The following is a 12579-nucleotide window of genomic DNA, read 5'->3' on the forward strand; positions in this document are numbered from 1 at the left end:
CATCGTGGGCTACAAGCACGAGCGCTACGTCGGAGACCTGCTGCTCTCTCTCCAGCAGCAGACGATCTTGCCCAGCCGGATACTGCTCATCGACGACGACCCAGCAGGAGAGACCGCGGACGCCGCCGAGGTGTACCTCGAAGAGAACCCTCTTCACGTGTCCATTCAACGCAACCGGGTCAATCGAGGGCTCTGCGCGAGCCTGAATTCCGCGCTGTCGACGATCGACACAGAGTTCTACGCATACATCTCTGCCGACGACTGGATGCTCCCGACCCGCTTCGAGCGCCAACTCGAAGCGATGGCCGGCGCCTCCGCAGATGTCGCTGTCGTCTACTCGAACGCACTCCGAGTCGATGAGCACGGAAAGCAGCTCGAGCGCGACTTCAAGACTGAATACGCGTGGCCTCCTCGACTGAGCGGGTCTGTCTACAGTGAGCTCTGCGAGTACAACTGGTTGCCTGCGCCCTCGGTCATGCTCCGGACTCAATCGGTGAAGGAAGCAGGAGGCTACGACCCCGATCTCTTCTTCGAAGACCACGACCTGTGGATCCGGCTCGCACTGAAGTCGGACTTTCTCTGCGTCGACGAGCCTCTCGTCGCTTTCCGCGAACTCGGGTCGTCGCTTGGACACCAGCAGTTCCACACCACGAATCCCCGCTTCGTCATGGCGTATCTCCAGATATTCTCGAAACAACTCGGGATCACGCCCGAACTCGACGCTGAGATGGAGAATCGCATCTGGACGCTGGCTCTGCGTCTCTGGCGCATTGAAGGACCGACGCCACGAGTCGTCGACTACCTGAAGACCTCCTTCCGTTCAGCTCCGAACCGGGTCACCGCACGGGTGTACGTTCTCTTGGCTCGTGCAGGGGTTCGAGCAACGGCAGTGGATCGCGTTCGAGGGTTCCTCCGCGCTCCGCGCGCCTAGGTGTACTCGGCCGTTCGCCTCGGAGGCGAAGCTACGACGCGCCAGCGATCGCTCGAAAGTGGTTCACTCGCTCGTCGAAGGTGGTCTCGAAGGGGACAGCCTCCATGAACGAGAGTCCACGGCGGGCCTGAACCTCGAGCTCCATCGGCCCGGTCGCGAGCCGTTCAGTCACTGCTGCCGCCGCGACCACGTCTGGTCTTGCTACGGCCCAGCCACCACCGCCAGCGGCCAGCAGCGGCGTGAGCGTCCTGTTGTGAAAACCGAGGACAGGAACCCCCGAACCCATCGCCTCGAAGTACGTACTCGCCGAATCCCCCTGAACGTGCGGCAGGAACATGAGGTCGACCTCGCTCCGCACAAAGGGCTTCCAGTCCTTCTCGAAGTCCATGAATCCCGCGAAGCGCACATTCTTCGACTCGAGCCGGCGGAGCTCCGGTTCCAGATTTCCTGATCCGATTATCGTGAACTCGAAGCTGATCGATCTCCGTTCGAGTTCCGCGATGAACGGCTCGATCAACTTCACTCCCTTGATCTCGGTCAGACGGCCCGAGTACGCGATTCGCAACGGCCGATCGCCGTGCCAGTGCTCCCGACGGCTTGCGGCAGCCATGTCACCTGCACGCATCCTGTGATCGAAGTACATATGCGTGGAGGGGTTCACGACCTTGTAGTGCTCGGCTGCCGAGTGACCGTTGCACTGAAAACCATCGGCTCGGGCCGCGAGGGCATCCAGACGCCTCGTGCGCCGAAGCGCGCCGACTCTGATGCGGGCCCGGTCGACAGCTCCACGGGCCGTGACGAGACCAACCTCAAGGCGAACGGCGGGGGACCAGTCGTCAGTGAAGATGACCTTGAAGTGATGGCCGAGAAGCGACTGACTCAGCGGTCCCACCACTGAATGCATGACCAGGTCAGCCCCGAGTCGGGAGAGGGCGGGCGCGTCAACTTGCGGGATGAATTCCAGGTCAGCGGCGAGATCGTGATCGGCCCACATCATCTGGGGGTCGTCTTCCTCGGCGAGAAGAGGAGCCTCGAGCGAGGACACGAGCACCTTGCCCGGCCACCTCTTCGCGTACTCGGCCAAGCCCGTCATGGATTTCGCGAATATGCCGAGCTTGCCATCCGCAGTCACACGAAGCGGGCTGTCGTTGAGGTAGAAGAATCTCACGGGCATTCCTTGGAGAAGGAGGTGGACAGGATGGGTGTCGACATTCGATGTTCACCAGCACGGCGATGAAACGCAGTGCTCACTTCGACGTGGAAGCCGAGCGTCGCCGCTGGAGTCGATTCGAGATCTTCACGGTGAGGATGCGCAACACACGCTGCCACCGCTCCAGCGAGCCGATGCGCTGACGCTCGACTCGACCACAGAGGGCTGCCCACTCGTCGACGAGCTTCACAAGCGAGTACTCATCGGCGCGGCGTGCCGCCCCGAGGCGGATACGCTCGAACGCCTCGGGTTCAGCCCGCAACCGTGCGAGCGTCGCTGGAAGCTCTCGAGCGTCGTTGATCAGCAGGCTGTCCTCTCCCGGGCTCGCGAGCTCGAGATACGAGGCCTCGCCGCTGATAATCGGCACCGTGCGGGCATTCCATGCGTTGATGAGCTTCGTGGGCGGCTTCCGCACATCGGCGTTGTCGACCATGCTGCCCCGGATGCACAAGGTGAGATCAGCGTTGCTGAAGTCATGCCAGGTCTGATCGCTGCCGTTTGTCGTGCTTGGAGAATCTATGTGCAAGCTGAAGCCGCTTGCGACGATGCCTGCAACCATGTCGGGCTCAAGGAGAACCTTCGGCACATGCTCCGGATTGCATTTCAGCGTGATCGCCTCGAAGACCGTCCTCGTCTGATCCCTTGGTATCAGCCCCCTCTGCGGGAGCGCAGGAAGGTACTCGGCGTCAGCACCGTAGCGCTGAATCCAGTACGCCGAACGATTCGGCACGATCACACGGTCTGGTCGGAATGGTGCGTCGAATTGCAACGCGGAATCACTGCGGATCATCAGACACGGGAATCCCGACAGCACCAGCGCCGTCCGGAGGTTGACGAAGTCCGAGATGAAGGCGACGACAAGAGATGTGCCGCCCGGCACATCCGGTCCGAGCGTGACGTCGTACCCCCGATCACGGAAACGCGCGAAGAGCTCGAGGATGTTGTGCCCGAATCCCGATGCGAACTTCTCGGGATCCTCGTCCGGTCTCCAGTGCCGGGCAACGCTTGCTACCTCTGGATCTTCGCAGTAGAAGTGCCAATTGCCATCGTTCACGCTGACCTCGACTTCCCGAGCGGCTGACCTACCAGCACCAGACGCAGGAGTTCACTCACCGAAGCCGCGCCGGCACTCGGGGAGTAGTGGTCCTGCCAACGCCGCGCGTTCGCGTCCACGTTGCCGTCAAGCCCACGCTCGATTTTCCGCTCGATAGCTGCCGCGAGTGCGAGTGCGTCGCCGGCAGGAAACACGTCGCCGCTCTGCGGCGGAACGATCTCCGGCAAGGCCCCAGCGTCGCTGACGAGCACCGGGACTCCCGCGGCCATCGCTTCGGTCACGACGAGTCCGAACGGCTCGGGCCACACCGAAGGGACCACAAGCAGGTCGATGCGATCGAAGAACGCAGCTGGCGCCACCCAGCCCGGCCGGTCGGTGAGGTGCGCGACGGGCTGCAGCGCCTTCTCCACGGCCAGCTGAGCCTGTTTCGAGACGAACCGTGGCTCGCCGGCGAGCAGCAGCCGATAGCGCCCAGGTTTGCGCGCCTCCAGCTCCTGCACGGCGGCGGCCAGCACGTCCACGCCCTTGTCGATGGATGGCCTGCCCAGGAATCCGAGCACGATCGGCGGTCCGCTCGACACCCGGTTGCGTGTGCCGGGGCTCTGGCTCCAGTTCGGCAGCACCTCTGCATTGCCGACGGCGGCCGCCATCGACGCGGATGGCACGAGCGTCGTGAGCGCCTTGAAGCGCGCCAAGGGCTCGAGGACGCGCAGCGCACCCAGTGGGCGTTGGTGGAGGTGCACGATTCGACCGGGGTGCCCTGCTGTCGCGGCGGCGGGTACGAGCCCGTTGCACCAGAGGACTCCCCGTCGCTGTGCGGCATCCCAGCGGCGGAGCGCGAGCATCCAGGATCTCCGCCCGGCCGCCTCGAGTTCCACCACGCGATGCCCGGCGCCCCGCGCCGCAGCGACCAGCTCGCCCGGTTCGGAGGGGCCGACGATGGTCACGTCGACGCCGAGCTCCTCGAGCACGGCGGCGATGTTGAGGAGCATCACCTCTCCCCCGCCGATGTCGCCGTTGTTCGTGGCGATGGTGATGTGGTCCGGGAGGCCGCCCGGCAGCTCGGACGTGACTCCCGCCTCGGCATAGACACCGGCGATGGCTGAGGTCATGTCGGAGACCGACGGCCAGTCGTCGAGCGTCGTGACGGCGTCGGCGTCCAGGAGCGCACGCGCGACCTGCGCGACATCTTCGGCGTCGACGAGTCCGGCCTCCGCGACGATCTCCGGGTTCCCGCCGACTCTGGAGGCCACGACGCGCATCCCGCGATTGGCCGCGTCGAGCAGCGAGTAGGAGCAGTTCTCCCAGACCGACAGCTGCGCCAGCACGTCGGCTTCCGCCATGGCCGCGTCGGGGTCCACGAACCCTGGGAAGTCGACGGCGTCGGCGAGGCCGAGGTCGCTGACCCGACGTCGCAGCTCCGCGTCCAGCTCGCCGACCCCGGCGATCGTCAGCCTGGCGCCCGGTCTCTGCGCGTGCACGCGAGCGAACGCATCGATGAGCTGCGGGATGCGCTTCTCGGGAGAGAGTCGCGCGAGGGCGAGCACGCGCAGGGAGTCGGAGGCGCGCGCCGCGTGCGGGGGAAGCCGGTCGACGCCGTTGTGCACGACGTGCACGTGCTGCTTCGGACCCCACTTCGCGAGCATCGCCTGCTTGGTCGCCTCGGAGACGGCGATGACGCCCTCGAACCGACGCAGCCGCGCTCCGTGCACCCGAGCCATGAGCTGCGACTTCCAGGAGGACCCGTGATAGACGCTGTCCTCGCCGGCGATACCGTGCTCGCTCGTGACGCGCACGGTGCCAGGTGGCAGGGGCGTGGCGGCCACGACGACATCCGCGTACGCGAGATGCGAGTGCACGACAGCAGGCCGGAGGCGGCGCGCCGCCGACCTGAGGGTCCGGATCGACCGGCTCAGGCCGGCGTCGGGCCCGACCCTGCCCACGGCGAGGCGTGCGCCGACGGCACGGAGACGATCGACGAGAGGCCCCTCCGGGCAGAGCACGACGAGCTCGAAGCCGGGAATGCCCGCCTCGACCACGTCCAGGACGTGACGCGCGACCCCGCCCAGGTCGGCAACAGGAATCACCCAGAGCGCGATCGGCCGCGAAGAGCGGCCTCCGTCAGGTGCTGCCCGTGCCTCTAGAGCCACTTCTCGAGCCGATCGAGCGCCGTCCAGAAGCCCTGGCCGTTGTCGATGTGACCCTGCCAGATCTCAGGGATGAACGGGGCACCCGGCGCGAACTCGTCGAGCTGGCCCGCCAGCAGCGGCCAGTCGACCTCGCCATCGCCGACCTGGACGCCCTCGCCGTCGACCCCCGTCGCGTCGACGAGGTGCAGGTGGATGCTGTGCGGCGCGACGAGCTCCGTGTAGTCGGAGAACTGCATCCCGAGGAAGTTCGCCGCGAGCTTCGAGTGAGACACGTCGAAGCAGAGCTTCGTCCCCGTCGTCGCCGAGAACTCCGCAGTGTCATGAGGATCGAGGAAGAGGTTGTGGAACTGCTGGCCTCCCATGAGCCACGGGAACGGCGGAAGCGTCTGCGCCGCGATCCGCACGCCGTCCGTGTCGAGACGCTGCACTGCATCCGCGATCCGCGCGTACATGGCGGTGCGCGCCTGAGCGGGGACGTGCTTGTCCTTCGTGAAGCCGCCCATCGTGACGACCATGATCGGCTCGCTCGAGCGCGTGAACCACTTCTTCAGGCTGCGGGTCGTGTCGATGGTCCGCTGCACCTCGCGGATCGACCGTTCCCAGTGCTCGTCGTCCGTCGATGCGAGGTCGACGAGGAAGTCGCCGGAGAACAGGTCTGGCAGGTGCGTCGTGAAGTCCATGTCGAGGGGCTCCGTGAAGAAGCTGCCGATGTCGACCTCGAGGTCCTTGTACGAGAAGTGGAACTCCAGGAAGTCGGGAGTCGAGTTCTCGATGAGCTTCTTGTAGTCGTGGTACCGAACAGGGAGGCCCCACGGGCGACGGAACTCGAACTCTCGCCCGACGGAAGCGGTGTCGGTGAGGTCGCTCTCGAAGAAGAACTCGCCTTCCGCCATGTCGTGGTTCACCGCGCGACCCACGAGCTCGTCGAGACGGTTCGGCTGCAGTCCGCGACCGGGGCTCTTCACGGCGATGTCCTCAGGTCGGAGCACCTCGCCCTCGCGCAGCTCTCGCGCCGCGACCAGCGACTTCGCGAGCGTCGTCCGGTTCATGAGCTCGCCCGTGGACACCTCTCGCGGTGCCGCGTCGCCCAACGAAAGCTCGATGTCTCGGATCTGCTCGACCATCTGCGCGAACTCGTCCGGGAGCAGCGAGACCGTGTGGTCATTGCCCTCCATGCCGCGATCGACGGTGAAGTGCTTCTCGATGATGCGCGCCCCGCGTGCGACCGCAGCGACGGGCACGTGCCAGCCGCGCTCGTGGCCCGAGTAGCCGACGATGCTGTCGCCGATCTCCGCGAGCCGGTCGAGGTAGGCGAGGTTGATGTCCTTGAACGGTGCCGGATATGTCGACTGGCAGTGGAGCAGCGCGAAGCTGGAACCCAGGGAGCGCATGAGCCCGACGGTCTCGAGGATCTCCGACTCCCGGGACATTCCGGTCGACAGGATGAGCGGGAGCCCACGCGAGCCCGCATCGCGGAGCAGCTCGTGGTTGGTGAGGTCGGCGGAGGCGATCTTGAGCCCCTCGATGCCGTAGTCGACGAGCGCCTGGACGCTCGGTCCGTCCCACGGCGTGCACATGAGGTCGACACCGCGGTCGCGCGCATGGTCGAAGACCGTGAACAGCTTCTCCGCGGGGAGCGAGACGCGCGAGAGGAGATCCAGCGTGTACTGCGCTCCGAGGTCTTCGCCTGCCGTCGACCCGCCGCTCTGGCGGTACAGCGCGTCCATGTCCCGCAGCTGGAACTTCACGGCGTCGGCGCCCGCGTCGGCGGCGAGGTCGACAAGTCGCTTCGCGAGGTCGACATCGCCGTTGTGGTTGTTGCCGATCTCAGCGATGACAAACGCGGGGTGGCCGGCGCCGATCTCGTGCCGACCGATGCGCAGCACATCGTTGCGGTCGATGGCGACGGCGATCAGGTGGCCCGTCTCGTCGACGAGCGGCAGGTGCGTGATGCCGCCGTGCCCGAGCAGCGGAGCCAGCTCGGACGGCGTCGACGTCGCCGGCGCGGTGCGGGTGCTCGTGTTGGCGACTTCGACGCACGTGACGTCGAGCGAGGCCGTCGGGTTCGCGACGATCCAGCGACGGAAGTCACCGTCGGAGAGCGAGCCGCGCAGACGACCGTGCTCGTCGACGCAGAAGACGATGCGCTGCTGGTTCGCGCTGATCTTCTGCAGGCCGACGACGATCGGGTCCTCCGCGAAGACGATGTACGGGGTGAGGTTGCGCTCGAAGATCACTGAGCGGAGTCCTTGTCTGTCGATGCTGCGGTGTGCGCTGACGGAGCGGCGGCCGCGTCAGGATGAAGCTGGGAGAGCTGGTGGTCTGCGATGGAGAGATCGAGCTCGGTGTCGATGTCGACGCCTTCGAGGTCATCCATCTCGAAGATGCCGATCGTGCCACCGAGCCGGTTGTGCTCCCGCTCGTAGATCTCGGTCTTCGTGAGGTAGAGCGAGCCCGTCTCGCGGTAGAACATCTGCGTGCGCTGCAGCTCCTGGCGGCGGGGCCTCGCGCCGATCGTGAAGTGCGCCTTCGGCTGGTCCCCCTCTGCCGCTCCGTACTGCCAGAGGAACGGCGTCTGGGGCACGGCACCCACCATCGAATCGACGCCCGTCGCCGCGAACTGCGAGATCGCACGGTCGAGGGTGCCCGGAAGCCGCACGGGCGAGGTCGCCTGCAGGAGCATGACGGCATCCGGTCGTCGCCCGGCGGCCGTGTACTCGGCGATGGCGTGCTCGACCACCGGCTCGGTCGCCGTCGTGTCTTCAGCGAGGTGCGCGGGGCGCAGCCACGGCACCTGCGCGCCGGCTTCCCGTGCGATGGCGGCGAGGGCCTCGTCGTCGGTGGAGACGAGGACATCCATCTGGGGACGCGCCGCGAGGGCCTGCTCGATGGTCCAGGCGACCAGTGGCTTGCCGGCGACTCGGCGCCTGTTCTTGCCCGGGATGCCTTTGGAGCCTCCCCGCACGGGGATGACGCACAAGATCCTCATACTGTTTCCTCCAGAATCCGCGAGATGCTCGCGGCTATCAACTGTGCTGGCTCTGTCTGGGGAACAGGAGGGGCAGGAGTCGAATCGCTGCCCCACTGCGAAAGACCATACCGTGTCCAGAAGTCGCGCACCCACTCGGGCGGGTCGACGCACGTCACCCAGGCATCCTGGCCGGCGGCGGCGGCCTCGAGGACCCCCGTGGAGAAGACGGAGACGACCGGCCGGTCGAGGGTCGCGAGCGACTGGCCCGAGCTCTCGAAACGCACTCCGCGCCGCTGCCAGGCGCGGTGCTGCAGACGCGACAGGCGGTCGGTCTCCGCTGGGTGCGGACGATACTCGGCACCGGTCGTCGTGCAGAACGTCCGGGCGGTCCTCGCCGACGTCCACCGAGACAGCTCAGCACCGTGCAGCTGGCCGAGGAAGACGGGAGTCGCGTCTCCGGGACCTTCGGGACGCCCGCGGTTGCGACGCGAGGCATGCCAGAGCAGCTGCGCACCCACGACCTCATGCGTGACATCACCTCGTCCCGACTTCCAGAACTCGGCGTCGTCCTGGGAGAACGCGAGCAGGTGACTGCCGCGAGCCAACGGCGGCGCGAACGGCGTCGTCAAGCCATGCTGGGCCACGACGAACCGTGCCCCGAGCTGCCTGCTCCAGCGGTAGCCGACGGCCCCAGCGGGAAGGAAGTGACCTGCTGCGAAGACGGCACGAACGCCGCGGAGCTCCCCCGGGAGGTCCAGCCCCTTGAGCCGACGGCTCGTCCAGCTGCCGTCGAGCATCCCGCTGAGGTCTTTCGGCGCGAGAACGGCGACCTGTTCGCCTTCGAGGAACCGCAAGGGCTCCGCGTAGGCCGCGACCGCACTGGGGGTGGGCACATCGATGAGGACAAGCAGACGCGGTTCGGGCCCGTTGACCATGAGCGTGAACTCCGGCTCCGCAGAGGGACGCCGCACACGGGTCATGATCTGGCGTTTGAGGGACCTCGAATTCTGCCAGCGCTGCCACGCCTCGAGGTCCTCCGGAATGTTCAGTCCCACAGCGCCTCCAATGCTCGAGCGCGGTGCTCGAGGGTGTGCTCGGCCAACGTCCGTCTGCGAGCTGCCTCGCGCACCTGGGCGGCCCACGCGGGCTCGCGCTGCGCGCGACGCGCCGACTCCACGATCTCCTCGACGCTCTCGAACACCAGCACCTCCTTGCCGACGTCGTAGAACTCGCTCACATCGGGCCTGTCCACGAGCTCGAGCCCGCCGACGCCTGCGGCCTCGAAGGTGCGCATGGTGAAGCCGTCCTGATTCGCGTGCACGTTCAACGTCGCGAGGCTTCCCGCCATCACGCCGTACGCGGCGCCCCGCGTCAGGTCTCCGCTGGCAGGCACGCCTGCCGACCGGAAGCGTCGCGTCCTCACGACGTCGGAGAGCTTCCGTGACCAGTCGCGGCCGTACGCGCGCACGGGAACTCCAGAGCCCTGGATGCCGCGCACCAGCTGCTCGCGATTCGGGTAGCGGGCACCGACCAGCGTCACCGCCGGCACCTCGACGCGCGCGAACGACTGGCTCGAGTCGAAGCCGAGGGGAACGAAGACGGCATCCGCGCCGTGTTCTCGAAGGAGGCGCACGTCGTCGTGGCTGTAGCTCGCGACGCGACCGGTCGACGCCAGGAACTCCGGCGTGTACCTGGTCCTGCGGATCTCGTCGTACAGCCAGACGACGGACGGTACCGACTGTGCGCCCAGGGCCTCCCACCAGGCGTCGCCGAGCTGGTCGCCCTTGATGACGAGGACCGCCTCGAAGGTCTCTGCGCGCAACTGCTCTACTGCGCGCGAGGTGGCCTTCTCCGCCGCGGCACGAGACCGCATCGACTCCGGGAGGTCATGGAGCAGCTTGTTCTGGAACCGATCGGCGAACGTCGCGTGACTGTCGTAGCGGTGCACCCTCACCGAATAGCCGATCGACTCGAACGCCGAGGCAACCGCCTTCCAGTACCCGTGGAAGTCGGGACTCACGATGAGCAGGCGCTTCAGCATGCGCCAGCTCCCGCGCAACCCGCACTCGCGCGGCGCCAGCGTGACATGTCCACGTTCATTCCCTCGAGGTCAGGTCGTTTGCAGACGGGGAGTCCGTGCGATCGCGTCGATGCCCGGGAGGATGGTCGCCAGGAGGGCGTCGATCTCGGCGACTGCCTGCTTGGCCACCGCGGGGCCGCGGCCGTACGGATCCGCGAAGTCGAGGTCGCCGCCCGGGGGGGTCTTGACATGCGCGAGGAATGGCAGCGGCGCCGCGCGCCGGGGAATGGTCTCGAGCAGCCGTGCCGCGCTGCGGATCGTGAAGGTGTTTCGAACGGCCTTGGGCGATTCGCTGAGCATCCACGATCGGTGCGCGCCCTCGAACGCGAGCACCAGGTCTGCCTCCTTCAGCATGGAGACGTCGACCTGCCGCGCCGCGTGGGGCGTCGGCTCGACGCCCAGCTCACGGACGGCCGCCGAGATCGTCGGGTCGATGTCCTCGCCGACGAGAGCACGGACGCCAGCGCTCGACACCTGCCAGTCGCTCTCAGGCCCGAGCTGCGCACGCGCGAGGAACTCGGCCGCGGCCGAGCGCGCGATGTTCGCGTGGCAGACGAAGAGCAGGCTCGGCACTAAGCGCCTCTGCGCGATCGACGGCTCTGTGGCTGCTCGGTTGCGACGGCAGTCGGAGCCGAGGACGGAACGGGGCCCGCCTGCGGCTGCGAGGGAGCGGCCTGCTCGGCGGCCGGCTGGGCCGGGCGGGAGGGCGAGAGCGACTCCCGCTGCGGTGCGGCCACGTCAGGCTGGGCACCGAAGTGCTCCGAGGGGTCGGTGTGCCCCTTGACCGCCTTGAACTTCGGCATGCCCTTCTTGTCTGCGGTGACGTAGTAGCTGCGGTTGCGGCGGTACTCGTAGCCGTCTGCGCTGTCGCGCGGGGGCACCATGTTGAGCACCGTTCCGAGCATGCGGCTGTGCACCTGCTTGAGCATGTCGCGCGCGGCCATCACGTCCTCCCGGCGGGTACGACCCGCGGAGGCGACGAGCACGACGCCGTCGACGCGCGTGGACAGCACGGCGGCGTCGGTCACGGGCAGCAGCGGGGGCGCGTCGATGACGACGATGTAGTCCTTGGAGAGCAGGCTCACGATGGACTTCATCGCCTCCGAGCCGAGCATCTCCGACGGGTTCGGGGGGATGCGCCCGGACGGCAGTACGTAGAGCCCGGGGATCTTCGAGCCGACGAGCGCATCCTCGAGCGACACCTGGCCGCTGAGCACCTCGCTCAGACCGATCTTGCCGTCGATGCCGAGGACGGTCGCGACGGTCGGACGACGGAGGTCCGCGTCGATGAGGATCGTCGGCGTGTTCGACTGCGCCAGGACCTGCGCGAGCGAGGTCGCGACGGTCGACTTGCCCTCACCCGCGTTGGCGCTGGTCACGACGATGGAGCGGATCTCCTCGTCGACGCTCGCGAAGCGGAGATTCGTGCGCAGACGCCGGAAGGACTCGGCGGCGATGGCGTCGGCGTCGTTCGTGCCCCGGTTCTTGCCCATGAGCTGCGGCGACTTCGGGATGCGACCGAGCGTTCCGGCGCCGGAGGCCGTTGCGAGGTCCTTCGAGTCGCGGACCTTGACGTCGAGCGAGCGACGCAGGAGCGCGAAGGCGTAGGCGAGCACGAGGCCGATGGCACCGCCGATGATGAGATTGTTGCGGAGGTTGGGGCTGACCGGCGACGTTGGCTCGACGGCGTTCTGGAGGGGAACGACGGTGACTCCGGAGGTTCCGCCCCCGACCTGCGTCTCGATCTCCGTGATGACGTCGGCCATCGCCTGCAGCGCCCCGTTGGCCAGCGCGACCGCCGATGAAGGCGTGCTGGCACTGGCGCTGACCTGGATGAGGTTGCTGTTGGGTGCGACCGTCGCGGAGAGGCGACCGGTCAGCGTCTCGCCCGCGGCGAGTCCGGAGTTGGGGTTCTCGGCGATCTTGGCGTACACGGGCTGGCTCGTGATGAGGGGAAGGTACGAGTTCGCCTTGGTGATCGCCTGCTCCGAGCCGTCGATGGACGAGAACTCTCCGGAGCTGCCGGCGATGACGAATCCTGCGGAGTCGGCTTCGTAGACCTTCGGCTGGATCTGCGTGTAGCCGAACGCGGCCAGCAGCCCGACGATGACCCCGATAGCGAGGATCTTCCAGCTCTTGCCGGTGAGACGCAAGAAATCGAGTACCGTCACAGCGCGTACGCC

10 protein-coding genes are annotated in these 12579 nt (G+C 67.1%); 1 reads left to right on the forward strand and 9 read right to left on the reverse strand.

All coding sequences use genetic code 11. The features are described 5' to 3' along the window. Positions 1-4 precede the first annotated feature (4 nt). Positions 5-931: a glycosyltransferase gene (locus C5E05_RS15260; protein ID WP_181059665.1), complete on the forward strand. Its 927-nt coding sequence runs from the start codon at positions 5-7 to the stop codon at positions 929-931. 31 nt (positions 932-962) lie between these two features. Here the strand turns inward: C5E05_RS15260 and C5E05_RS15265 are convergent, their stop codons facing one another. From C5E05_RS15265 to C5E05_RS15305, 9 genes are all read right to left on the reverse strand, one after another. Further along, the gene (locus C5E05_RS15265) at positions 963-2099 is read right to left on the reverse strand and encodes a glycosyltransferase (protein WP_181059667.1); all 1137 of its coding nucleotides are present in this window, start codon (positions 2097-2099) and stop codon (positions 963-965) included. A gap of 79 nt (positions 2100-2178) precedes the next feature. Beyond that, a complete protein-coding gene (locus C5E05_RS15270; RefSeq protein WP_104298298.1) occupies positions 2179-3195 on the reverse strand; it encodes a glycosyltransferase in 1017 nt (338 codons plus the stop codon). After that, positions 3192-5345, reverse strand: coding sequence for a glycosyltransferase (locus tag C5E05_RS20585; protein WP_258064894.1), 2154 nt, complete (start codon positions 5343-5345; stop codon positions 3192-3194). Before C5E05_RS20585 ends, C5E05_RS15270 begins: the two co-directional genes overlap by 4 nt. Further along, the gene (locus C5E05_RS15280) at positions 5336-7582 is read right to left on the reverse strand and encodes an N-acetylneuraminate synthase family protein (protein WP_104342424.1); all 2247 of its coding nucleotides are present in this window, start codon (positions 7580-7582) and stop codon (positions 5336-5338) included. Before C5E05_RS15280 ends, C5E05_RS20585 begins: the two co-directional genes overlap by 10 nt. Next, positions 7579-8334 (reverse strand): cytidylyltransferase domain-containing protein, encoded by a 756-nt coding sequence (locus C5E05_RS15285; RefSeq protein ID WP_104240365.1) that lies wholly within the window; start codon positions 8332-8334, stop codon positions 7579-7581. Before C5E05_RS15285 ends, C5E05_RS15280 begins: the two co-directional genes overlap by 4 nt. Beyond that, entirely contained in the window at positions 8331-9371 is a 1041-nt protein-coding gene (locus C5E05_RS15290) for an RNA-binding protein (protein ID WP_104240364.1), read from the reverse strand. The genes C5E05_RS15285 and C5E05_RS15290 overlap by 4 nt, the downstream gene beginning before the upstream one ends. Next, positions 9362-10357 (reverse strand): glycosyltransferase, encoded by a 996-nt coding sequence (locus C5E05_RS15295; RefSeq protein ID WP_104342425.1) that lies wholly within the window; start codon positions 10355-10357, stop codon positions 9362-9364. The genes C5E05_RS15290 and C5E05_RS15295 overlap by 10 nt, the downstream gene beginning before the upstream one ends. A 69-nt stretch (positions 10358-10426) precedes the next feature. After that, positions 10427-10969 (reverse strand): hypothetical protein, encoded by a 543-nt coding sequence (locus C5E05_RS15300; protein ID WP_181059669.1) that lies wholly within the window; start codon positions 10967-10969, stop codon positions 10427-10429. Next, positions 10969-12567, reverse strand: coding sequence for a polysaccharide biosynthesis tyrosine autokinase (locus C5E05_RS15305; RefSeq protein ID WP_104342426.1), 1599 nt, complete (start codon positions 12565-12567; stop codon positions 10969-10971). Before C5E05_RS15305 ends, C5E05_RS15300 begins: the two co-directional genes overlap by 1 nt. Between the last annotated feature and the right edge of the window lie 12 nt (positions 12568-12579).

Source organism: Pseudoclavibacter sp. AY1H1 (assembly GCF_002931055.1).
In the GTDB taxonomy this organism is placed as follows: Bacteria; Actinomycetota; Actinomycetes; order Actinomycetales; family Microbacteriaceae; genus Pseudoclavibacter.